At 55.3% G+C, this 23,946-nt stretch carries 16 protein-coding genes; all 16 read right to left on the reverse strand.

Annotation, left to right across the window (positions count from 1 at the left end):
- Positions 1-124: 124 nt before the first annotated feature.
- Positions 125-2,497: a YcdB/YcdC domain-containing protein gene (locus F1381_RS20035; RefSeq protein WP_151736616.1), complete on the reverse strand. Its 2,373-nt coding sequence runs from the start codon at positions 2,495-2,497 to the stop codon at positions 125-127.
- Between the two features lie 441 nt (positions 2,498-2,938).
- Complete coding sequence (locus tag F1381_RS20040) at positions 2,939-3,931, reverse strand: carbohydrate ABC transporter permease (protein ID WP_151736617.1); 993 nt, start codon at positions 3,929-3,931, stop codon at positions 2,939-2,941.
- A gap of 2 nt (positions 3,932-3,933) precedes the next feature.
- Positions 3,934-4,809 carry a carbohydrate ABC transporter permease gene (locus tag F1381_RS20045; protein WP_151736618.1) on the reverse strand — a complete coding sequence of 292 codons (876 nt, stop codon included), beginning with the start codon at positions 4,807-4,809 and terminating at the stop codon, positions 3,934-3,936.
- A 1-nt stretch (position 4,810) separates the two neighbouring features.
- Entirely contained in the window at positions 4,811-7,231 is a 2,421-nt protein-coding gene (locus F1381_RS20050) for a DUF5696 domain-containing protein (protein WP_151736619.1), read from the reverse strand.
- Positions 7,232-7,246: 15 nt separating this feature from the next.
- Positions 7,247-7,861, reverse strand: a complete 615-nt coding sequence (locus F1381_RS20055; RefSeq protein WP_151736620.1) for a Yip1 family protein — start codon at positions 7,859-7,861, stop codon at positions 7,247-7,249.
- Positions 7,861-9,351, reverse strand: coding sequence for a hypothetical protein (locus F1381_RS20060; protein ID WP_151736621.1), 1,491 nt, complete (start codon positions 9,349-9,351; stop codon positions 7,861-7,863). Before F1381_RS20060 ends, F1381_RS20055 begins: the two co-directional genes overlap by 1 nt.
- A gap of 11 nt (positions 9,352-9,362) precedes the next feature.
- Positions 9,363-10,223 (reverse strand): carbohydrate ABC transporter permease, encoded by an 861-nt coding sequence (locus F1381_RS20065; RefSeq protein ID WP_151736622.1) that lies wholly within the window; start codon positions 10,221-10,223, stop codon positions 9,363-9,365.
- Between the two features lies 1 nt (position 10,224).
- Complete coding sequence (locus F1381_RS20070) at positions 10,225-11,190, reverse strand: carbohydrate ABC transporter permease (RefSeq protein ID WP_151736623.1); 966 nt, start codon at positions 11,188-11,190, stop codon at positions 10,225-10,227.
- Positions 11,187-14,183, reverse strand: coding sequence for an extracellular solute-binding protein (locus F1381_RS20075; RefSeq protein ID WP_187355469.1), 2,997 nt, complete (start codon positions 14,181-14,183; stop codon positions 11,187-11,189). The genes F1381_RS20070 and F1381_RS20075 overlap by 4 nt, the downstream gene beginning before the upstream one ends.
- A gap of 99 nt (positions 14,184-14,282) precedes the next feature.
- Entirely contained in the window at positions 14,283-15,704 is a 1,422-nt protein-coding gene (locus F1381_RS20080; protein ID WP_151736625.1) for an ABC transporter substrate-binding protein, read from the reverse strand.
- 73 nt (positions 15,705-15,777) lie between these two features.
- Positions 15,778-18,333, reverse strand: coding sequence for an alpha-L-arabinofuranosidase C-terminal domain-containing protein (locus tag F1381_RS20085; protein ID WP_151736626.1), 2,556 nt, complete (start codon positions 18,331-18,333; stop codon positions 15,778-15,780).
- Between the two features lie 566 nt (positions 18,334-18,899).
- Entirely contained in the window at positions 18,900-19,652 is a 753-nt protein-coding gene (locus F1381_RS20090; RefSeq protein WP_246188116.1) for an ABC transporter permease, read from the reverse strand.
- Positions 19,649-20,437, reverse strand: coding sequence for an ABC transporter ATP-binding protein (locus F1381_RS20095; RefSeq protein ID WP_151736628.1), 789 nt, complete (start codon positions 20,435-20,437; stop codon positions 19,649-19,651). The genes F1381_RS20090 and F1381_RS20095 overlap by 4 nt, the downstream gene beginning before the upstream one ends.
- Complete coding sequence (locus F1381_RS20100) at positions 20,418-21,452, reverse strand: ABC transporter substrate-binding protein (RefSeq protein WP_151736629.1); 1,035 nt, start codon at positions 21,450-21,452, stop codon at positions 20,418-20,420. The genes F1381_RS20095 and F1381_RS20100 overlap by 20 nt, the downstream gene beginning before the upstream one ends.
- 314 nt (positions 21,453-21,766) lie before the next feature.
- Positions 21,767-22,867 (reverse strand): Ger(x)C family spore germination protein, encoded by a 1,101-nt coding sequence (locus tag F1381_RS20105; protein WP_151736630.1) that lies wholly within the window; start codon positions 22,865-22,867, stop codon positions 21,767-21,769.
- A complete protein-coding gene (locus tag F1381_RS20110) occupies positions 22,860-23,942 on the reverse strand; it encodes a GerAB/ArcD/ProY family transporter (RefSeq protein ID WP_151736631.1) in 1,083 nt (360 codons plus the stop codon). Before F1381_RS20110 ends, F1381_RS20105 begins: the two co-directional genes overlap by 8 nt.
- Between the last annotated feature and the right edge of the window lie 4 nt (positions 23,943-23,946).

The raw sequence follows: 23,946 nt of genomic DNA on the forward strand, positions 1-23,946 counted from the left end.
CCTTTACCTTTATCCGATTTGATTTAGCAAATACAAAAAAAACAGATTACCCCAGCCGCTGCACGCGGTTTAGAGGTAATCTGTTGAGTGCGTAAATTGCCGCGGGGCTCCCCCCGGCTGCGGCTTATTGCATGCCGATCGCCTGATCAATCTGGCCCTGCAGCTCGGCCATCTTCATAAGGATTACGGCGGCATCCGCCCGGGTCACGGTCTTCTGCGGCTGGAAGGCTCCGCCTTCGCCCTGCAGCAGGCCAAGCTTGAGCGCAAGGGCCACCGCTCCTTTATTCTTGATGGCGGCGCTGTCGCTGAAGCCCTCAACGGCGGAATCATGCTGCAGGAAAGCCGCCAGCTTATCATATTTCAGGGCAGCGGCCAGATAATACGCCAGACCGTCACGGGTCAGCTTCTGTTCGGTCTGTAGGACCGCATCGCCGTCAATCCAGCCCAGCTGGACCGCATATTTTACCACATTATAATCCTCGTCATCGGGAGCGACACCGGCAACTGCCTTCTCCTCGGATCCGGAATACGTGGAGTAATACGGCACCGCTGCTTTCACCGCCAGATTAAGCCAGTCGCCCACGGTAATTTCCTGCTCCGGATGGATCTTGCCCTCCCCGTCCGGTACAAGCACTCCGAACTTAACCAGTTCGGTCAGTTGCTTCTCTGCAGGATGACCCTTGAGATCGGCCACCTCCCCCGGCTTCACCGTTCCCTGCACTGTCTTATAGGTTGCGACCCACTGACCTGTGGCCGCATCCAGTACGCTGTAAGGCTCAGCCTCGTTCTCCGGCTCCAAAGCATACACCAGCTTAACCTCCGGCTTAAGGTACGTGGCCGAACTGAAGTAGCCGCCATAAGTTGCATATTTCAATTGCACCAAATAATTGTCCAGATAAGTTTGCCGCGCCGCCTCTTTGGTCACTGCCGGCTGTGCATTAATAGAAGCAGGCAGCTCTAAATCGGCTCTGCCTACTGCATAATACGTTATCAAATTACCGTATACATCCATGGACAGCTGTATGTTGGTGTCACTTACAGGAATCCCCTGATAATTGCGGACGAATTGATAGCTGTAGCCCTGATCGTCCGGAAGCACACTGTTCTCTTCTCCATTCCAGGCCAGCTTCAGATTGCCACTCGCATTGTCATAAAGAACATCTATCAAGGCCAGTGCCCGCTGCTTGGCCGCTGCCGGGGTCAGCTTCTTCGCGCCGGAGGCCGGCTTCGTTTGACTCTGTTCCGTGCCGAACTGCTCCTGCTGATATTGTGTAATTTCCCCTGTAATGGCATTGACTTCAGCATAGGTGCGTGCCGGGAAGCCGCCCGGATTGTAGTTTGCAGTGTTCTGCCAGGTCAGCGACCAGGTCTTGCCTCCCGGGTCGTTGTAGCTGTTGCTGAGCACCTGCCCGGTCAGCTTGCGCTCCGCCGGGATACTGGCCACCTTCTGTACCGCAGCTGCCGCTTGCCCAGCCGTCAGTTCCTTCCCTCCGCTTGCCTTCTGAAAAGGCGTTTTGCTCTTGGGCACCGCTTCATATGCGAAAGCCGCAGCTGCCGCTTCCTTGCCGTCACTGCTGATCCGCTTGCCGTTCACGGCGCTGATATCGCTGAGTGAGTTCTGGGAAGGCCGCCAGCCGAGGATCCAGCGCTCTACTTTGCTGGCATTATAGATAGGAATATAGGCCAGTTCCACTGCGAAATCCTTGGACAAAATTTGTTCCGCCGCCTCTTTGGAGATGGAAGGCTTAGGCGAAGGGTACACAGCATCGATATAAGGCTTGGTGAACGAAAGAATCTCACCATCGCCGCTTACGCTGACCGATACCTGATCCCGGTTGGACGGCAATCCGTTCTTCAGTACGGAGAATATGTAATAGTATCGGATCGGGCCGAACAGTGCGCTGTCGGCACCCAATATCTGCTCATCCGTAATCTTGAAATCCCCGCTCTTCAGCGAAGGCGCTGCCTTTAGAACGAAGGCGCTGGCGATCTTCTCGCCCTCCTCCCTGCTGATCTTGGGCGGATAATATCCCTTGGCCTGCTCCAGCAGCGGAGAGGAGAGATAGGTATTTACAAGGTCCCCGCTGACCGCATCGACTTCACTGGAAAAGCTGTAGCCGGTGTTCCCGTAATTCAGCGACCAGTTAATGGTCCAGACCAGCTGGTTCTCATTCACCGGATAGCTGTTGGTATTGCCCAGCTGAACACCGCTTACCGTGGCGTCCTTGAGCTTGGGAAACAGCTCCCGCAGCCTGGCTACAGCCTGCTCCTGCGTGATCTTGGCCTTGCTGGCGGCATCCGCGGAAACGGCCGTGGCGCTGCTGTAAGCCTGGGAAGCTGCAGCCGTTCCCGGGCCGGACGTCACCGTAACGCTTTCGCTGACGACCGAATCAGCGGCCGCAGGCCCTGCGGGGAGCAGCAGCGGCAAAGACATGGCCGCAACCAGCGCGGCTTTCATCGGACGGCGCAGGACAAACTTGCCGTTAAAATAACTCAAAGTATCATCTCCTAGGTAAAATTTGATGGTATTGGGAATGTTACGGAAGAACCTGGATGAGGTTTCGCAGCTTTATAGACATTGAGCCCCAATTTATTATATTTTCATTTGCATTTATTTACCAAATATTAATTATTGCAGGGAAAACCCCACAGAGTTCAACTTATATAGTTTGATTTTGGCACACTAATTTAGCCGTTTATACGGAATTGCACCATCTAATTCGATTATCGCATCTTAATTTGGACGATATGGGCGTATTCACTGATTTTCGTTCCTATTAAGTAGCGGATATCCAACTAGATTTGCGGTAAGCTCCATACAGGTGAAATTAGATAGCGATTGTCCAACTATATAAGGTTCCTTCCCACAGTAAAGGGTGCCCCTGCCGAAATTCCCGGCCAAATGGGCACCCTTACGAAGCTACTATTTACAGCTCGCCTATTCCCCGGCGATGCCGGAACGTTCGACGCTCTCCACGAAGTGGCGCTGCACGAACAGATACAGAATCAGGATCGGCAGTATCGTCAGAATACAGCCGGCCATCACCTGGTTCAGCCCGGTCGGCGCCATGCCGATGGAGCCGGAGGTCATCTGCGACATCGTCTCCGCCGCCTGGTTGTTCGTGCCATAGAACATCGCCAGACGCTGCGACAAATTGTAGAAATTCGGCGTCGTCAGGAAGGTGTTCGGCTCGAAGCTGTCGTTCCAGTGCCAGACCACCGAGAAGAGGAAGACCGTCAGCATCGCCGGCTTGGCCAGCGGAAACATGATCTGCCAGTAGGTTCTGAACGGTCCTGCGCCGTCGATCCGTGCCGCTTCCTCCAGCACATTCGGCATTCTGCGGTAGAACTGGATGAAGATCAGCACAAAGAGCGCACCCTTCAGGCCGTGGCCGAACATGGATGGAACCACGAACGGCAGATGCGTATTGATCCAGCCGAGATCGCTGAAGAACAAATACAGCGGAACCACAATCGTCTGCGGCGGCACCAGAAAGGTAAACAGCAGCAGGACAAAACAAAACGTGTAGCCCGGAAAACGGTATCTGGCAAAGCCGTAGCCGACCAGCGAGCAGCTGATAATCTGCAGCACCGCACTCCCGAAGGAGATGATCGCGCTGTTGGCGAAGCCGCCCCAGAAATTAAGCGACCGCCAGGCCAGAGAATAATTATGGAAGCTGATCGCTTTGGGAATCCACTGCACCGTGGCATCCGCCACATCCTGGGCTTGCATCATGGACTTGGATAACATATACAGCAGCGGATACAGGAAGACAAAGGTCAGGCTGAGAATCACCAGATAGTAAAAAGCAATGTTGATTACCTGCAGCGTCCGTTTGGCGATCCGGTCCAGCCCGCCGTTTTTCTTCAGACGTCCGGACACGGCTTCGAGCGAGACGGCCCGGGCCGGTCTTACGCTTTCTTTAAGCACGTCTACTTCCTCCCTTCGGTGGTACTGAGCGATTTACGGAACAGCAGGAACACCAGACCGAGGATCAGGAAGATGATGACAAAATAAATCCAGCCCATCGCCGAACCGTAACCGAAATCATTGGTCTTGAACACCACATTCAGAATATGGGTCATCATCTGGTTATCCGCCTTCGTGAAGGAGCTGACGATGCTGAACAGTGTGTTCACCAGCATCATCGGCATAATCATCGGGAAGGTGATTTTCCAGAAGCTCTCCCAAGCCGTCGCCCCGTCGCATTTGGCCGCTTCATACAGCGTAACGGATATCGTCTGCAGGCCGGCCAGGAAGATCAGAATCTGAACCCCCGAATCCCACATTACGAGCGTCAGCGACTCCGCATATTGCAGCAGAGTTTCCAGCAGATCACCGGGGATGAACGCATTCAGCTTGTTGTACAGATTCTCGTTGTAAAAGATCGGCAGATTCGCTGCACCCTGGTCCATCAGCTTGCTGAGAATCGCCCCGGAAGCAATGATGACCGGCAGGAAGAAGATGCCGCGGAAAAAGGTTTTGCCCACCAGCTTGCGGTTGAGCAGGATCGCGCAAAACAGCGAGAAGATCAGAATCAGCGGCACCTGGGTCAGCATGGAGACCATGGTATCCTTCAGCAGCGGCAGGAAATTGACATCGGTCGTAAACGCCGCACGGTAGTGATCGCCCCCGACAAAGGAGGCGATCAGACCGTGTTGGCTGACCTGCAGCTTATGAAAAGAATAGTACAGCGAGCGGCCCAGTGGAATCGCCATAAACAGCAGGAAGCCGATCAGCCACAGGGAGATAAAGGAATAGCCTTCAATATAATAGCGCGCACGCATCGACAACTTTGATTTTTTCACTTTATCTTCCTCCTGTCACCGCATACCCGAAGGCTTCTACATGCTGTCCGGCCGCGTTCACGGGATGATCGTTGTAGTTGGTGATGACACTCACGCCGCCTTCGTATGTGGTCCGGAACACCTGCGCGGCCAGCTCTTCGTGATTGGTCATTTGCCGGCCTGCCACCCCGTCATACAGCGCTTTGAGCTCCAGATAAGTTTGGGCGGAAGGCTCCAGCCAATCCTCCACACTGGAGGTGAACAGCCCGTTCTCAAGCGTCCGCTGCAGGTCGCTGGTCGGGGCATAGGTCAGCTTGTAGCTTGGCAGCGCCCCGTACTCCAGCGCGCGCAGCAGCTGCTTCCGCGAATCGTCGAACAGATTGACCGGGGCGGAAGTATAAGGCACCAGGCCATGCACCGCCAATTGATAGAACGGGATCGCACGGTCGGTATAGACGAAGCCGCTGTAATCAAGCGGCACCTGGTCGATACGGTCCACATGTCCCAAGGTGTAGGCATAGCCGTAATCCACGGCCGTGCCCAGATTTTCGGTCCGGTATTGCTCCAGCGCGCCGGTATATGTCTCCTGCGTCTTGCGCCGGTCGCTCTGCGAATCATTGTCTTCATCTGAATACAGCAGGCTGCCGAAATACTCGAACTGGACTCCGGAAACCCCCAGCTTCCGGTAGCTGTCCAGCTCCGCCGCCGTACGTTTCGCGATGACCTCCGGTTTCAGCAGATAGAAATAGTTATCCGTGTTCCAGCCGGTGGAGAGATAGTAGATGTACTGCTTCAGCACCTCGCGGTTAATGCCGCGTACCGCCTCCTTGCCCGCTTTGACTCCCTTGCTGTCCTGGTAGGGCTTTACGTAATTGGCTTTCAGGTAGAGGCTCACGCCTTTCTGAGCGGCATAGTCCTGCAGCTCCTGCAGCCCCTTGCCCCCTCCCAGATGCTTATCTGCAGGGAAATGGTCCGGCTGGTTGCCGTACAGGCCATCCTTCGACCAGCCTGCCACCGTAATTTCCAATGCAGTAACACCCTTCGCATTATAACGGTCGATGATTTCTCTGATTTGCTCAAACGTAGTCATCTCAATGAAGGTGGAGCCGATAATTTCATCGCGGGAAACGCCGCCCAGCACTTCAAGATACAGCGGCACCGCCGCTGGAGCAGTTGCCTGAACCTGCTTCTCCGCGAGCAGAAACTCGCGGTATTCCTTGGCCATGCCCACATAATCCGCATTCTCGCCCTGCAGCAGCACGTAGCGCACCGTGCGTGCACTGTCAATCATCTCCCCCTGATAGTAGGGAATCTGTCCGGAGGTCCCGACGAAGATGACATCATCCTTGCGCAGCGTGAATTCGCAGGACGCCCGGTAGAGCGGGATCGCACGGATGCCGGACGGCACACCGTTGATCTTGGCGTCGGTGTCACCTTCGGTGACGATCGCCAGATAGCCGGTGCCATCGTGATACATGCCGAACACCGGCAGCGCGATATTCTTCTTCAGCGGCGCAGCCTTTTGCCAATAGCTGTCGCTGATTTCATGGTTCTGCTTGATGAAAGTCTCATCCCCGCCGTAAATGTACTCGGAATACCCCTTCAGATATGCCGGGTGATCCGGACGGAACTCCAGCAATGCACCCGAGCCGTCGGGCAGCATCATCGCCCCCTGCTCATCCTCCCGGGCGGCATGGAAGAACGGCAGCACTTCCAGGCTGGTGAACTTCGCATTGCCCGTCTCTTTCAAATATTCCCGGGGAATGGAAGCCTCGAAGCCGTTCTCGGTCAACCGGTACTCAATGGCGAAGCTAAGCTGCAGGCTGGCAAAGGCAAACTCTGCCCGGACCACATCCGGCTCCATCGTCACTTTGACGCTGGAGTCCTCATCCTTGAGCGGATAAATCTGCGTAATGTCAGCGCCCTGGGTATATCTGGCATATACCGGCGCAGCCGTGTACTTAATATTGTTCGGCATGGCCGTCTTCTCCAGCTGCGGAGCGCCCAGCCATTCAGCACCGGTTGCTTTATCGGTAATTCTGACGTTGCCCGTCTGCTCATTCACATAGAGGATGAAGCTGCTGTTCTCCAGCGCTTTCGTCCCCGGCGTTACCGGCAGCAGCTCCGGCGCCGCCGCAGCGGTCACCGCAGCCGTACCGGATGCCGCATCCGCAGCTGCAGGCTCTGCGCCAGTTGCCCGCTCCGGCGCTTCGGCAACAGCCGGTGACGCCGCTTCCGCCTGCTCCGGCGCAGTGGCGGCAGCCCCGGCTTCCGCCTGCGGTGCTTCCGCTTCGCCGCTTCCGCCAGCCGCCGCAGGCTGCACCGCGGAGGACCCGCCGGGCGCCTCAGTGGCGGAGCCCTGCAGCGGCCGTATGCTGACGGCCACCGTCAATAACAACAGGATGATGATCAGGCTGCCGCGCAGCTTTTTGTTTATTCTCATTGTGCTCTCCCCTCCTTACGCGCGCAATCGCAGCTCTTTGAGCAGATCGATAATAAATGAAACAAATTGGTTGGAGATTCCGAACAGCAGGATACCTACAAACCAGATAATGCCGATGCCGGCAATGCTGATCAGCGTGATGACGACAACCTTACGCAGCTCGAAATCATGCAGAATCTTCACTTTGAGCAAATACAGCCAGGCCACCCACAGGATCAGAAACTGATGCAGCAGGTTATAGGTAGAGGCCTCATCCAGCGCCAGCACCTGCGTCAGCAGGGTCACCGGGATTGCAAGCAGCATGTACGGCGCAAAGGCAAAGGCGCTGCCCACAAAAATTTCCTTGAATTTCCCTTCGCCGTCCAGAATCGTACTGACGCCCCAGTTCGAGACGCACCAGGTCAGCCAAGGCACCGCCAGCCAGATGAACTCATGAAAGATGGAGATCTCATGCGGCTCCCGGGTCTCGAAGGCATAGCCGGTGATCAGAATAGAGATGGTTTTGGCGGCAAAAGTCAGCAGGACCAGCAGAATCCCCTGGTACCAGAAGATTCTCCGCTTGCCTTGAATGTCATGGTAGAACTGATAAGGATGCGCGACCACCTGATGAATCATCTGCAAAGTATACATTAGAGTTCCCCCTCTGCCGCTTTGGCCTTCGCCGCCGCTTTATGCCCGTACAGCCATGCCAGGAATCTGCGGTATACCTTCGGCATGCCCCAGTAAAGCAGGAGAAGCAGTGCAATGACACCGGAGAAGAACCAGGTGAAATGCTCGCGGATGAACAGCTTGCGGTATTCGCGGAAAGCGGCTGAGTAATCGCCTCTTGAATTCGAGAGCTTGAAGTAATCCATGGCTTCCCGATAATTCTCCGCCTTGTACAGCGCCTTGCCGATGGCCTGATAGGCCATATCGTAATTGGCGTTGAGGCGCAGCACCTCATGCCACAGCGTTTCCGCTTCCTCATATTTGCCGTCCACATACAGCAGTGAAGCTTCGTGCACCAGCTCCGCGAACGGCGTAGCCCGGAAGCGGTCGATTCTTCCCCGGCCTTTGTCGATGACATACAGCAGGCCGTCAGAGGTCTGATCCACTGCCGCAGGCGTCACAAACAGGCCGTTCTGCTCGCCGATTCCTCCGAAGCTGAACAGGAGATTGCCCAGCTTGTCGTACTGGAACACCTTGCCGGTCTGCAGATCCAGCGCGGTGATGAACCCGTTCCGGTCTACACTGATTCCGACAAAAGAAGCCATGCTGAACGGGCCGTCGGTATAATAATCGCCGTACCGGTGGCTTCCGACATTCAGCGTATCGACACCAACCGGCGACAGCCGTTTGATCTGGTTCGTCTCTTCGCCGAGCGTCGTGCTGTAGATAAAGCCCTCTTCATCGATGTCTAGATTCGAGAATTCGGAGGGGCGCACCGTCGCGAGCTGGCTCTGCTGCTCCTTGGTGGCCACCAGCTTGATCAGCAGCCGGCTCCAGGAGAAGCCGACATGGTTGGCGCCGTAGAAGCCCTTGAATTTGCCCGTAGAGTCGATCTGCAGCAGACCCTGCGTGTTCCCGTCGCTGACCACATACATATAGTTCCGTTTATCTACAATCAGTTTCGAGGGCGAATATGAGAAATTCGCGCCCAGCAGGGTGCTGTCCGGCTTCGGAAATTCCTGCATATATTGGCCGTCCTTATTAAACACGGCGATCCGCTGGTTCTTCGTATCGGCGACGTAGACGGTCCCATCGGGCTTGACGAAGACGCCCTTCGGTTCCTGCAGCTTGCCGCCGCCTTCCGCATCGCCGATCACCTTAATCGGCCCTCCGTCCTTGCTCAGATGGATGATCCGGCTGTTGCCCGTATCTACAATGTAGAGAGTATCGTCCTCCGCGATGAACAGGGACTCGGGATTCTTAAGCACTCCGACCGCTGTGCCGGCGGGATCGATGGACGAGTCGTACATATAGCCATTGATCGAGCTGACTTCGTTGCCGGACCGGCTCCAGGTGTACCCCCGGTATGGAGAGTCGGCGGAGGCCTTCCCGGAGAACGTCACGAGCGGAAGGACAAGGGCGAGGATCAGCAGACCTGCCAGCCTGTTACGCATTTTGTTGCTTACTGTCATGTTTCCGCCCCCTATTCCTTCAGCCCGGAATGGGCCATCGTCTGCAGCACCATCCGCTGTGTGATGACAAAGACCAGCAGCGTCGGGATAATCATTAGAAAGCTCGCCGCCGCCAGGGTGCCGACCCGGGCCACGACGCCGACCCCGCCGCTGATCGTCTGAATCGCCAGCGGCAAGGTCTTCATCTCCTGCACCGTCGTATAAACCATCGACGGGTAGGGGTCATTCCAGGCCGAGATGAAGCTGAACAGGGCAAAGGTAGCGATCGCCGGCTTCAGCATCGGCATGACAATAACCCAGAATACCTTCCACTCCGAGGCGCCGTCGATCCGCGCGGCTTCCAGCAGCGCTTCGGGCAGCTGGCGCAGAAACTGCGTCATCAGGAACATCCCCATCGGCGCGGCCAGGTACGGCAGAATCATCGCCCAGTACGTATTCATCAGCCCGCTGCGGCTGATCAGCAGATATTGCGGAATCTGCAGCACCAGCGGCGAGAACATGAGCGCAGCCACAACCATATTGAAGATCGCGCTCTTGAACGGCATATTATGCTTAGCCAGCGGGTAAGCAGCCATCGCCGAGATGACGACCCCGCCGAGCACGATGCCGCCTGTAACGATCACACTGTTGAAGATGAACCGGGAGAACGGCACCGCCGAGGTTCCCGTAATCAGCAGCAGGTCGCGGAAATTCATCAGCGTCGGATTGACGACGAAGAAACGCGGCGGGAACAGGAACAGCTCGCTGGTCGGCTTAAACGCCGTGACCGCCATATAGACCAGCGGCAGCAGCATCAGCAGCCCGAACAGCGTAAGAAATACATAGAGGGCAATGCCTCCGAAATCAATGCGTCTTAAGTTGAATTTGTGCATCCTAATCCCTCCCCAGCACTCTGAAGATGAGCCGGTTCAGTCCGAACATCAGGAAGAACAGCAGCACGGCAATCGCCGAGGCATAGCCCATTTCAAAGCGGGTAAATGCATAATCGAACAGATGGGCCATGATCGTATGGCCGGCATACAACGGACTGGGGAAACCCACCAGACGCATGCTGACATCGAATACGGTAAGCGAGCTGACGACCTGCATGACGGCTCCGAACAGCAGCTGCGGCTTGACCGAAGGTACGGTAATGTACCACAGCTGCTGCCAGCGGTATTTGATCCCGTCGATGGAGCCGGCTTCATACAGATCGCCGGGAACATTCTGCAGGCCGGCCAGGAAAGCCAGGAAGCCAACCCCCATATTCATCCATAGCGAAACGATGATGATGACCGGAACGATCGAATCTACATTTTGCAGGAACAGATACGGCTCATTCAGAATCCCGAGCTGGATCAGCCAGTGATTGAGCAGTCCCTTGCGGTCACCGGCGAAGAAATACAGCCAGACGACGGACATTGCCACCGCGCTTGTAATCGAGGGCAGATAGAAGCACAGCGTATAGAAGAATCTGTACTTCTGCGGAATCTGGCTGATCAGCCAGGCCAGCAGAAAGGCCAGGATATAGCCCACCGGCCCGGTGATGAAGGCGAACTTCAAAGTAATGCCGACTGCTTTCAGGAAGATGTCATCATCCACGAACAGCAGCTTGTAATTGGAGAAACCGATGAAATGCGGCGCCTCGATGATGTTGTAGTACGAAAAGCTCAGGACGACGGACATCACGATCGGCACGATCGTAAAGATGGTGAACAGGAGCAGAAAAGGCGCCAGAAAATAGTAGGATACTCTATTCTTCTTAATATCGCCCCATAACCGCGCCCATTTCCCCGGCGAACGGGAAAGCTGCAGGCCGGCATTTCCGCTCTCCGCCGGTACAATGATTTCACTGCTCATTTCTGCTCTCCCCCTCCTGTGACGCCGGAAGCCTTAGGCACGTCAAGCCCGAATTCCTCGCGTTTTTTGTTCAGCTCTTTATTGATCTCGCGCACCCCTTGCTCCATGGCTTCGCGCGGATAGCGGCCGTTCAGCACAATTTCGTTCCAGATGTTGGCGATATAGCGGGTCGTGTAGTATCCTCCGAGCACCACCTCGCGCTCTTTGAACCACTCCCATTGCTCCAGAATGGCGTCAATGTCCTGCTGCTGCCACGGCAGACGCTTCAGCGCCTCGATATTGGCGGTGTTCCAGCGCGCCTCGACCCCGAGCAGCGATTCCAGCTCCGAACCGAAGTTCTCCTGGGCATCGGCACTGGTCCACCATTTCAGGAACTCCCACGACTCCTCCTGCATCTGTGAATCGCTGAAGATCATGGCCGTCTGGGCAAGCCCGCCTGTGGAGCGGTTAATCCGCCCGTCCGCCTGCTCAATGCCCGGCATCGGCTTCATCCCCCACCAGCCCGTCAGTTCGGGGGCTGCAGTGGACAGCAGGATATAGGTGGAGTAATCGGCCACCCCGATCGGCATTTCGCCGGAACGGAAACGGTTATAGAAATCTGCCTGCTTCTGCAGCTTGTAATTCGTGAAGAGACCGGTCCATGTCTTCATGGCCGTCAGTGCCTCCGGGGAATCCAGTGCAGACTCTGTACCGTTGTTCTTATAGAAATCACCGCCGTACTGGAACAGGAACGGCGCAAACTCGTTGATCGCCAAAGACGGGTTATTGGGAGCATGCGGATAATAGAAATCCATCCCGTTCTGCTGAAGGAGCGGAATCAGCTCCATAACCTCCTGCCAGGTGTCCGGAATGTCATCTTCACTGATGCCTAGCTGCTCCATAATATCTTTACGGTAAAAGAGCATGCTGAAGTTCTGGTTCTCCGGCAGCGCGTAATCGCCGTCGTTATATTTATAAGGAATGAGCGCCCCTTCTCTGAAGCGGCCGGCCACTTCCCCGTAATCCGGGAAGGTATTCAGATTGACCAGTGAATTCCGGACGGCAAAATCGATCGGCACTTCGCCCTCGACGCCCAGCGCCACATCGGGCGCCAGCCCTGCCGTGCTGGCCAGCAGCAGGATCTGCTTCTGGTCTGCCGCAACCGTCGGAATCACATTCACATTAACCTTGATGCCCGTCTCCGGCGTGAAATCCTCGTCGATCATCTGCTTGATGATCTCCGCCCAGTCGCGCCCGCGGGAGATCCATACCTCAAGCACCTTCTCATCCTTGTAGGTATTGCCGATACCGCTGTAATCCTTCGTGAACGAGGTTGCGAAGTCATAGGTCATCGTCCCAAATCGCGTATACCATGGAGCCGCAGCCTGCGGCCAAGCCTGATCCTCCGATTTCACGACAATATAGTCCATAACGATGCTTTGTTTCATTAAGCCGTTGACCCAGGTCCCCAGCGATGACTGCAGGTCGGTAAATTGCTGCAGCCTTCCGGGGATGGAAGACGTATCCTCGGCCATTTCCAGGAAGCGGTCACGCGCTTCATACAGCGTGCTGAGCTCCGAGCTGCCCTGCTCCACACCGAAGGCGTACATCGCCTGCACGGCGTCGTCCAGCGTCCGCGCCATTAAGTGCAGCCGCGGCACCAGATTGGCAATATTCTGCTCGAGCTTCCAGTCGCCGTTCGGGTCCGGGTTGGTCCCGGTCACCTGGGTAATTTCCCGCGACAGCAGCGACATCTTCTGCGTCGTATTCAGCACGGCCTCGATCATCGGGCCTACGCCGGATACCTGAACCTCCATCCGCAGCGTGTGCTTGCCCTTCTCCAGGTAGAAATCATAGGCCCCATCCTCATTGCCGAGCCTGTTCATCTGCCATTCCGCCTGGTAGGGAAACTTCACGGCGTTCATCTCTTGAAACGGCACCTCGCCGTCAATCATGATCCGCCGCTCGACCGGAATGCCGTTCAGGAACCACTGTCCGAAACGGATGCCGATGTTGTAAAGCCCGCTCTCCGGCACCTCCAGGCTCCACTCGGCCCACTGTCCGCCGGTGCGCCAGCCGACGCCGCCGAAGCTGTTGAGAACAACCGCATTCTTGTCGAAAGGCTCGGTCAGCGGCTCCCGGTCCTCGATCCGCTTCAGCGTCGGGTCGGAGCGCAGGGTCGAGGTTTCGGCCTGAATTTTGATATTCTGATTCTGTACAGGCTTGTAGCCCTTGGCTGCATATTCCTGCTGCACTTCCGCATAGGTCGGCAGTGTCTGCGGCGAGACAATCCGCAGCTCACTCACTGCGGCCGGCTCACGTATGGCTTCGAGTCTCAGCGTGTGCTCGCCCTCGGTCAAATAGAAGCGGAACGGTTCGCCCGTGCGCGCTTCAGCGTCGCGGAATTCACGGTACTGCCAGCCGCTCTGCTCCTCACGCTTCGGGTTAAATTCATTTCCCTGGTTATCGCGCCAGGGTTCGCCGCTTTCCGCCCACATGCGCTGGAACTCCATTTTCTTCACCTGGGAGAACAGATACGCTCCGTCCACCTTCAGACTGCGGATAATGGAGGAGCGCTTGCCCGGCAAAGCGTAATATTCCATGCCCATTTGATAGAAACCATCGGCTGGAACGGTTATCTGGTATTCCACCCAGCTGTCTTCCGTCTGCAGCGCCAGCACGGGCTCTGTCTTCCCGCCCAGACCGTCCAACAGCTCCGCGCCGCCGGAGCTGACAGCAGAGTAGCCTGCCGCCGGCACCACAAGGGTGAATTCGTCCGCATCGGCGGCCCCCTCCTTCTGCCGGTCCGCGTAGTAGCTTGAATAGGAAGGCTCCAGCTTGGAATTGACACTGTCCTGTTCCAGCACCGAGCTCTCGTCTACATCGGTATATTCGGGAATGCCCGCCATGACGGTATTGTCAAAGCCCCGCGATTCATTCCACCACACCAAGAGAAGTGCCAGAATTGCCAGAACCGACAGACTTACTTTATATTTTCGCAGTATGCGCAGCACGCACCCTTCTCCTCCCATCGTTACAGCTTGCCCGACTCTAGGAAGAAATGCAGGGGGACAGCTCCGGCAAATGCAGGCTGCCCCCTGGTATCCTCCTGTTTATTCCTGCATGGCTTGCTTGAAGCTGGCGATTTCCTTGGCGGCCTGAGCCATCACATCGTCACCGATTTTTTGGATAACCGTTTTGGAATCCGTATTTTTGGCGAGCGCATCGCCGATGGCAGTGATAAAGATTTCCCAGCCCTTGTTGTCTACCGGAGTCAAATGCTTGACCGGTATATCGTTGCTGAGCTGTTCGTACAGCTTGAATTCCTCTTGACCGCCCAAATATTCATTTTTGGTGTTCGCATACCAGTCCAGGCTGGACATATCTTTATAGCCCGGCTGGATGGAATGCTTGGTCCAGATTTTCCAGGCGTTCTCGCTTCTCATGCTCCATTGGATATAGGCCCAGGCAGCTTCCTTGTTCTTGCTCTGTGCAGGAATGACGAAGCTTGATCCGCCCATGCCGACGTTAATGCCGACAGGCAGGCGGGTCGCACGCCATTTACCGGCCAGTTCCGGGAAGGTCTCCTGCAGGCCGCGGGCACCGAACGAACCCGATACGACGCCGACCAGATCACCCTTCAGGACCAGCTGCTTGCCCTCATCGGTGGTATAGCCGATATGCGGCGCCCAGCCGAGCTGCTGTCCGCGCTTGGTGATATCCAGCACCTTCACCATTTTGTCCGTATTGCGCAGCCAGTTCATATCCTTGTCGAAGTAGCCGACCTCATCCCCGGCCCAGACAATCGGTCCGTCGCTCCATTCCATGAAATACTTGCCGTTGGCTTTCAGGATCTGCACCAGGTTCAGGAAATTCTCCTCATCCTGCATGTATTCACCCAGCTCGGTCGGATCGCTCGGCAGGCCAAGCTCTTCGAAGATATCGGCGCGGTAGTAGTACACGCCCGGCGTCATGTCCCACGGCATCCCGAGCAGCTCGGAGCTGTCCGGCGTCATCCAGCGTTCCCAGTTGAACGGATGGACCAGATCCTTGTATTGGGCGGCGTTATAAGGCTCCTCCAGCAGATTCTCCAGGACATGCCCGGTCATGTAGCGGTGAAGCTGATACATTTCCACTTCCGCCACATCCGGCGCTCCGCTGCCCGCTGCTATGGTAGTCTGCAGCTTATCGTGAAGGTCGCCGAACGGCATGACCACCGTGTTCAGCTTAATGCCGGGATATTCAGCCATGAAGGCCTGGCCAATCTCGTCAAAGACCGTCTCATTGAACGCCCATACCGTAACTTCGCCGGTTATATCTTTACTCGGCAGTGCGCTGGCGGTACTGTCTCCGGCAGCGGCGCCCTCGGTGGCTTCCGGTGCAGCAGTCGCTTCCGCCGCTGTACTAGTTGATTTATTTGCGTTGTTAGAAGAATTATTTACTGAAGATGTAGCCGGCGCGCTGCTGCAAGCTGACAGCATCATCATTCCCGCCAGCAGTATCGGCCAAGCCTTGGTTCCCCTTTTTTGAATCATCAAACAAGCCTCCCCATGAATGATAAGAATATTAAAACCAGTCTATGATGAATGAGCTGCTCCCCGGCTGTGCTTATTGTCCTCCTTCCTTCAATCTGAAGACCGTTACGGAATACTTCGGGAATGCATACTCCAGACTGCCGTCTGTTACAGTTACCTCGCTGCTTACCGGAGCTACTGCATCAGGCTCCGCAAAGCTGTTCTCAGCATTCAGATCATCCGCAGCCAGAACGGTAACGCTTCCATGAATATTTGTTGCCGGCATGCCTGCCAGCCGCAGCTGTGCAGTCAGCGCTTGTTCGCTGCTGTTCACGACCTTGACAATGACATCATCAGTCGCCAGATCGCGGCTCGCCGTCCCAAAGAGCGGTCCGGAAGAGAGCTGATCCTCGATTTCATGCACCAGCTTGCCGTCCAGATAGGCGCGGATGGTGGTGCCGGATAACTCAATGCGGATATCGTACCACTTGCCGGAAGCGATGCTTACCGGAACGCTCTGGCCGATGACCGACCGGGTACCGCCGACGGATTTCTCGATTGCACTCACGGTATTGCCCCAGCCGCCGATATTCCACCAGTAGAAGTTACCGTCATCCTTCGCGCCGAACATAATCAGCATGCCTTCAGCTCCGCCCGTCTTTCTGGCCTTGAGCGACAGCGTGTAATTGTTCCACGAGGATTCGCCTGCCACCGCACGGGCATCGATACCGTTTCCGGTCTGCCGCAGCATACCGTCCGTATACTCCCAATTCCCGCTTTGCAGTTCCCAGCCCCCGTCGTCCTGTTTGAAACCATCTTTGAGAAGGACTTGATTGTCCTGCTTGACCTCCAGATCGTCATACTCCACCTGCGTCGACCAGGTGCCCAGGCCGACCGCACCCGCTATAGCTGCCTGCGCGGCGTCCGTTTGCCCCTGCTGCTCCAGTGTGGCGGGCAGCACCACATCGCCTTTATTGCTGCCGAACATCTGCTGGACATGATAGGATGGCGTGCCGTAGCTCGCTGCCGAATTGAAGACGATGGCATCGGGATTCCAGGTACGGTCCTTCTCATGAACAAAGAGCGGCGCATAGGAAGCCATCCGGACAATGTCGGAATTGCGCTCCATGCCTACCATGAAGGCGGCTTCGCCGAGGGCTGCGTTCATATTCCCCTGGCCGGCACCCTTGGTCACCGCATACTCGCCGACATAAATGCCGGGCCCGCTGCGGTCATAGGAATCGTACCGGTTCGCATTGCTCATGAACCATTCCGACGATTCGTAATAATGCTCATCCACCATCTCGATGGACTCACCCTCTACCGCCATATTGGCGATAATGTGCATGTCCGGATACTTGGCTTTGATGGCATCATAGAACAAGCCGTACCGCTGCCTGTACTCTGCAGGCTGGAAATTATTTTCGTTGCCGATCTCCACATAGTTCAGTCCAAAGGGCTCAGGATGGCCATTCGCCGCCCGCTTGGCGCCCCACTCGCTGGTGACCGGACCGTTGGCATACTCGATGGCATCGAGTACATCCTGAATCCACGGCTGGATGTCCGCAAGCGGAACCGTGTTGGCCTTCGCCACCGGATCGCCGTCATGGGAGATGCCGATATAAGCTACATAGAGCGGCTCCGCCTGCAAATCCTCGGCCCACTGCAAATATTCGTGGAAGCCAAGCCCGTCAGAGGAACGGTAATTCCAGTAGCCCTGATGGCCGGGACGCGTCTCGAGCGGACCGATCGTCGTCTTCCAGCGGTAGGCGTTCTCCGGTGTGTGGCCTTCGACAAAGCAGCCTCCCGGAAAACGGACGAATGTCGGCTGCATCGCTGCTACCTTCTCCGCCAAATCAATTCTTAAGCCGTTCTCGCGGTCCTTCCAGGTCTTTGGAAACAGCGAGACCATATCGAGGTAGACCGTTCCTTCCTCCGATGCCGAGATCAGGAGGCGGGCATTGGCCGCGGCCGCGTTCGCTTTTAAAGTGTAGCTATACCGGTTCCAGCCTTCCTTCAATTCGTCTACCGGCTGCCGGGCGTATACTTCCTTCCCGTCCGGACTCTCCAGCGAAATGCTGAGCGGCATGGATTGCCCCGGCTCGGGCCGGGCATAGAACGACAGCTTATATTCGGCCCCTTCCTGAGTTGCTATTCCCCAGTAGCCGTTGTTCACCGCCGATACCTGGCCGCCCTCTGCAGCGGTCGTTACCGTCAGCTCCAGCGCCCGTGTCTGCATATCATTCAGCAGATTATCGGAGCTGAGCGCAACGTTCCCTTTGCTTCCGCCCTTTTCCTCGATCCACCAATTAAATAGCGTATCCGGGTGATCCTCAAAGGAACGGTTGGAGATCAGCTCGGCGTAGATCCCTCCGTCACCGGCATGGTTAATCTCCTCAAAGAACGCCCCGTACAGCATCGGACTAATCGCCGCACCCGGATTTGCCGTATCCACGGTCAAGGTGTAAGAAGCAGCCTGGCCGCCTGCCGGCTGACTCTCCGTCTCCGGTTCTGGTTCTCTCCCAGCCTCATCCGCCACTGTCTGTGCTCCGGCAGGCTGTTCTGCAGAGTTATTGCCGGAAACGCTTACGTAATATAACGCAGCCCCGGTCAGAAGCAGAACGAGCAGCGCCGGGATCATCCATAGCATTCGTTTCTCTCTCTTCAGCACTTCTCCCCCCTTTCTTTCAGTCTAGTTGTGAAATAATGTCTCCCTTACTTTAAAGATGTTTAAAACCATTCTTCATAAGCTAAAATGAATCCGTTTCCACAGCTAAATTACCATATAAAAAACCACTTGTAAATGAATCATACTAAACCTTTTTACAATTTAATGAACCTAAGAGAAAGGAAATTAGACCAAAAACCAGAGACAATTTGCACTTTTTTAAAATAAACCATCCTGAAAAATCTGATTTCATTTATAAAAAAATGAAATGAAGCAGTTTTTTTTCTCTAAAACGCTTACTTTTATCCAATAAAACTTCTTTTGCTTCATTTTTTCTTTTTTTCGTTCAATGAAATTAGAAGAGCATTTACCGGAAAAATATTTTTTGAACTTTTTTAGCCGCATCTTCCGCTCATCTGGACGTACTCTTATGAACGCGCTCCCACATCAGCGGAGCCCCCACGGACAGTTTTACACCGGAACACAAAGAAGCTGTCCCAGTCATCCGTGCGGGCGGATGCAGGGGACAGCTTCTATTCAAACACTACTTAATCTACTTTACGCCACTTCATAAACTTATAGTCCAGCAGGTCGACGAGCAGGAACAGCACAAACCCGACGAAGCTGAACAAAAGGATGCCGGCATACATTTCCGAGTAGTCCAGACGCAGCCAGGCGTCCATAATGAAAAAGCCCATGCCGTGCTCGGTTCCGTAGATTTCAGTAAAGAACAGCACCGAGATTGCCGTTCCGAGCGAGATGCGGATCGTGCTGAGAATGACCGAAAGCGCGCCGGGCAGGGTCACATTCCAGAATTTCTGAACAGAGCCCGCCCCGATGCTGGTCAGCACATCGTAGGTGCTTTCGGGAATCGCCTTGATGCCGTCACGGACCGAAATGATAATCTGAAACAGCAAAATGAGCATGATCATCAGCACCTTGGAGGTCTCCCCCAGCCCGAAGAACAGCATGACAACCGGCAGCAGGGCGATCTTCGGAATCGGATACGTCAGATAGACGACCGGATCAAGCACCCGGTTCCAGAAGGGCGAGCGGCCCATCAGGAGACCGATCAGCAGGCCGAGGACCAGCGCCAGCGCCACCCCTTCAGTAATCCGCAGCAGGCTGTAACCGACATTCAGGGCGACCTCCCTGCAGTCCAGCGCAAACATTGCCCGGTAGACAGCGCCTGGACTTGGCAGAATGGGGTGCTTAAGCAGCAGATAGATGAGGTACCAGATTGCATTCATGACCAGGAAGACGAGCAGCAGCCTCAATATATGTCTCAGACGCTGTCTCATTGCCATCTCTCCTGCATCATCCGGCGAATGGTTCTGCTTCTCTCCATAAACTCGGCACTGTCCCGCTTGTCCTCATAAGGCATTCCGAAGACGGCGGAATTATCGAGTAATTCGGGAGCCTCCGCAGTCCCCGCCTTGCCCGCCGGCATCACGAGGATGCGCTGGCCAAGCAAGATCGCTTCTTCCACGTCATGGGTCACAAACAGCGCCGTGGCCGGATGCTCCTGCCAGCCCGCGAGGAACAGCCGCTGCAGTCCCTCACGGGTCATGGCGTCAAGCGCGGAGAACGGCTCGTCCAGCAGCAGGATCGCCGGCTGGATGGCGAAGGCGCGGGCAATCGCCACGCGCTGCTGCTGGCCGCCGCTGAGCGACAGCGGGTAACGGCCTGAGAGTCCCGCAATGCCCATTGCCGTAAGCCACCGCTCAATCTGCGCTTCCCGCGCCGCCTTGTCCGCCTCGCCCGGACGGGCAATCTTCAGCGCAATGTCGATATTGTCATGGACCGTCTTCCAGGGCAGCAATCCGTAATTCTGGGGTACAAGTCCGACTAAAGTATGCTGATCATGCACCGTTCTGCCGTTGAACAGCAGCTTGCCCCCATATCCGGGCAGCAGACCGGCAATCGCCCGCAGCAGCGTCGATTTGCCGCTGCCGGATGGGCCGAGCACCGTATAAATCCCGAACTCGGGCAGGCTCAGATTCAGCTTTCCGAGCACAGGCTCCCCGTTGCTGTAAGAGACCTGCAGATCTTCAATTTGCAGTCCGTTACTCTCCAAACTGGACATCGGAGATCACTTCTTCAGCCGATAGATTTTTGGTCAGCAGCCCCTTCTCCCGCGCCCAAGCAAAGGCTTGTTCCACCTGCTTCACATCCACCTGGACAGCCGGCTGGTAGTCGGGAACGGTAATCTGATCCTTCAGTGTATCCGGAAAGCCTACTTCCTTGATAATCAGATCGATATATTCCGACTGGTCATGCGATTTCATATAAGCGACAGCTTCGTCATAAGCTGCATACATATCGCGGATGGCTTGTCCCTTCGCATCGATGACAGTTTGCGGGAAGGCAAGCACGAACGGATTAATTCCCGCACTGTCCGTAGTACCAAGCACGCGCAGTCCGGCAGCTGTTCCCATCGTTACGTAAGGCTCGGGCAGCACGGCGGCATCGGCCTTCTGATTCTTCAGCAGCTCCAGCCGGGTCGGAATTTGCGGCACTTCCGTAACCGTAATATCGTCCTCGGTAAGGCCGGCCTGCTTCAGCATCGTAGCCATTGTGTATTGGGTAGAGGTATTCTTGGACAGAATGACCGTCTTGCCCTTCAGGTCCTTCACGTCTTGAATGCCGTCATTGCCGGTCAGCAGGCTGAACTGCCCGGTGGTGGTGCTGGTGATTTTCACATTCAAATCCGCTTCATTATAAATGGAAATCGCCACCAGATCGGCGCTGATACCGTCCACCTTGCCGGCCTGGAAAGCAACGTCGCGGTCTTTGGCGCTCTTGAAGTTCTGGATGTCCAGCTTCACATTATGCTTCAGGTCATAGCCCTGTTCATGCGCGATGATAAAAGGAATGGCATCGATCGACGGCAGCAGCCCGAGTGTGACCACAGCCGGTTCAGCGGCAGCAGCCTCCTCTCCTCCGGCGTTCGCTCCTGCAGCTTCCCCGCTGCCCGAAGCAGCCTCATTATTCCCGTTATTTCCGGCGTTATTTGCCGCTCCGCAGCCTGCTGCGAGCAGACTCAGCACAGTCAGCAGCATCACCAGCAGCATCCATTGTTTCCCGTTTCTTCTCTTCATGAATCTCGTAGCCTCCATCTCATCCATGCATTGTACGTTGCTGCAGCCGCAGCAGCTCTCTCTTCCGTTTCCGCTCCGGGCCTCATTCCTTCTCCCCCGCCGCAGCGCGCTGTAAAACCCTCTTTTCGCCTCCTCAAAACCATGCGCATTAATTCACAAAGGGGGATGCGGCTTGGACAGTCCTTGCGGAAACCTTAAGTAATGCAATTTTACACCCATCGTCCGATTTTGTATATTTTTAAATTTAAATAAAATAGCCGGTATAAGCAAAGCCCTCTGTGCACAGACGGCACAGAGGGCTCCGGGATTCACGCCTACATATATTTTCCGTAGTCCTTGATCTTCACTTTGGCACGGCAGTCCACTTCCACTTCGGGGAATGTTTCCCGCCAATCCATAGCCTTCCAGGCCTTGTAGCTTAGTCTGCCCCGGACATATTGCCCGAAGCCTAGCGCGTCCGTCTTCTTCTGCTGCATCTGCCGGATCAGCTGCTCCGCCTTGTCTTCAATGGAAAGGGACAATTCTTTCTCCAGCTCGTGCCGGTCCTTCTCTTCCCTCAGCGTACGCTCCCCGGTATAATCCAGTACAGAGCCCTGAAGTGAGACGTACAGATCGACCTTAAATCTGCCGTCCTGCATGCGGTGAACCTTCACCTTCCGCTTGCTGGTAACGGAGCTGAACACGACCACCTCAGGCTTGCCGATGGTATCCCCAAGGTTTATCGCGGCTTCGCCGCGCTTCAGGTTGCCGCGGCAAAGGGCAAAGATCAAGCCTTCTTTGACGGGAACCCTCATGACCACGCGGTCGCCTGCAAATAACGCAATCCCGGTCACCCGCACTTTACTGCCGCCGTCTGCAACTATAGGGGCGATAACATCGATGCCGTCATCGTTGTAGTCTCTGGAGAATTCATATAACGTTGTAGCTGGTATATTGTTGCCCGCCGCTTCTTTTTCAAGCAGATGCGTAATATACCGCCCCGTATCCGCATGGGGCTTATGCTCTGCCGCCAGCAGTTCACCGGCTTTGCCGTCCACCACCGTTAACTTCACGCTGAAGCCGACCGACGGGTCGCGGAGCTGGGTCTCAACGTATTTCCACAGCCCCTTTTCCGCCAGATCTATGCCGAACAGCAGCTCCCGCATTTGCCCGCTGACCATGCGCAGATCGGTCTGTCTGGAGAAGACCAGCCTCGCTTCCTTGACGCTGTTTGTTTCCGCCTGCAGGATTTCCCGCTTCAGTTCCGCGTTCGGATCGATGACGGGAATACTGGCCGTTACCAGCAGCTTGTCTCCATCTGCCTGGTCTAACGCAATGGTCTGTACCATTCCCAGCTTGTCCAAAATACGCTGATCCGTACTGCACCCGGTAAGCAGTAGTACAAGCATGAGCATCCCTGCAATTTTGTTAACCACCGGATTTCTCCCCTTTCTTCTGGATAAGCAGTACAGTAATCAGCAGCACAGGTAACCCAAAAGCTACGCCGGTAGTAATATTGCCGAGAAAACTGATCCAGGCATCGATCTCATCAATGGTCTTGGGCAGAAATGAGATTCCGTAAGTGATTGCAAGCAGGACAAAGGCCAGCACCTGACGCTTCAACCGCGGAACGATTCTCCCGGCTGTCTCGACCGCCCCCCACCAGTACATCACTACCGTCATCAGCACGAGGAACATAAAAAAGCCGTATAGCAGGTTCTCCAGGCGCTCCACGAACGGAAATTGGATATACGCCAAAATATCGAGCAGGGGATACAGCAGCTGTTTAAGCTGGTCCGAGCTGAAAATACCAAAGCTGACCAGCCCTAGGTTGATATAGCTGACAGATAGATAGGCATTGCCCGCCTGGATGGCGGCCATCATTTTTTTTCGCCGGTCAATATAAGGAAACAGCAGTATCGATATCTCATATCCCAGAAAGGCTCCATACACTTCAAGTAATCCTTTGAACTGGTTATGCCCGCCCTGCAAAATAAACGGAGTCAGCCGTACCCAGTTGAAATCCGGCAGCACCCATAAGAGCAGCAAATACATCCATGCTGTAATCCAGAAGAACATCGTTGCCGCCCGGGAAATCGTATAGATCCCCTTAGTGATCAGCATAAAAGCCAAAATATCGAACATCAGCTTGAACAACATCGGATTGGTCGTCGGGAAGGCCAGCATTTGAAACAGCAGCACATATTTTTTGCCGATGACACAGCCGAACATCATCCAGACCGCAGTTAGTCCCATATAAAACGGATACAATAAGGGCTTCGGAATAGACTGCTCCATAATTTCAAACACCGAACGCCCATTGCCTAGCTTGTATACGAGAGAAATCAGATAAATATTGAAGCCGGACAGCAGAAAGCAGGGAATCAGGATCAGCCAGCCATTCGTGCCGAAGTAATCGGCCAGCGTGCGCGGCAAGGTAAAGACCACGATCCCCACCTGGCTCATATAGACAAGAACGGCTAGATTAAAGGGGCGGATTTTCTCGTTCATGGAG

The sequence above is a fragment of the Paenibacillus tengchongensis genome, assembly GCF_008973665.1.
GTDB classification, from domain to species: domain Bacteria; phylum Bacillota; class Bacilli; order Paenibacillales; family Paenibacillaceae; genus Paenibacillus_AQ; species Paenibacillus_AQ tengchongensis.

What these genes read in the sequence shown, in the direction of transcription:
- F1381_RS20050 (WP_151736619.1), bottom strand. Translation starts at nt 7,231, where the DNA reads ATGAGAATAAACAAAAAGCTGCGCGGCAGCCTGATCATCATCCTGTTG.
- F1381_RS20055 (WP_151736620.1), bottom strand. Translation starts at nt 7,861, where the DNA reads ATGTATACTTTGCAGATGATTCATCAGGTGGTCGCGCATCCTTATCAG.
- F1381_RS20060 (WP_151736621.1), bottom strand. Translation starts at nt 9,351, where the DNA reads ATGACAGTAAGCAACAAAATGCGTAACAGGCTGGCAGGTCTGCTGATC.
- F1381_RS20065 (WP_151736622.1), bottom strand. Translation starts at nt 10,223, where the DNA reads ATGCACAAATTCAACTTAAGACGCATTGATTTCGGAGGCATTGCCCTC.
- F1381_RS20070 (WP_151736623.1), bottom strand. Translation starts at nt 11,190, where the DNA reads ATGAGCAGTGAAATCATTGTACCGGCGGAGAGCGGAAATGCCGGCCTG.
- F1381_RS20080 (WP_151736625.1), bottom strand. Translation starts at nt 15,704, where the DNA reads ATGATTCAAAAAAGGGGAACCAAGGCTTGGCCGATACTGCTGGCGGGA.
- F1381_RS20085 (WP_151736626.1), bottom strand. Translation starts at nt 18,333, where the DNA reads ATGCTATGGATGATCCCGGCGCTGCTCGTTCTGCTTCTGACCGGGGCT.
- F1381_RS20090 (WP_246188116.1), bottom strand. Translation starts at nt 19,652, where the DNA reads ATGAGACAGCGTCTGAGACATATATTGAGGCTGCTGCTCGTCTTCCTG.
- F1381_RS20095 (WP_151736628.1), bottom strand. Translation starts at nt 20,437, where the DNA reads ATGTCCAGTTTGGAGAGTAACGGACTGCAAATTGAAGATCTGCAGGTC.
- F1381_RS20100 (WP_151736629.1), bottom strand. Translation starts at nt 21,452, where the DNA reads ATGAAGAGAAGAAACGGGAAACAATGGATGCTGCTGGTGATGCTGCTG.
- F1381_RS20110 (WP_151736631.1), bottom strand. Translation starts at nt 23,942, where the DNA reads ATGAACGAGAAAATCCGCCCCTTTAATCTAGCCGTTCTTGTCTATATG.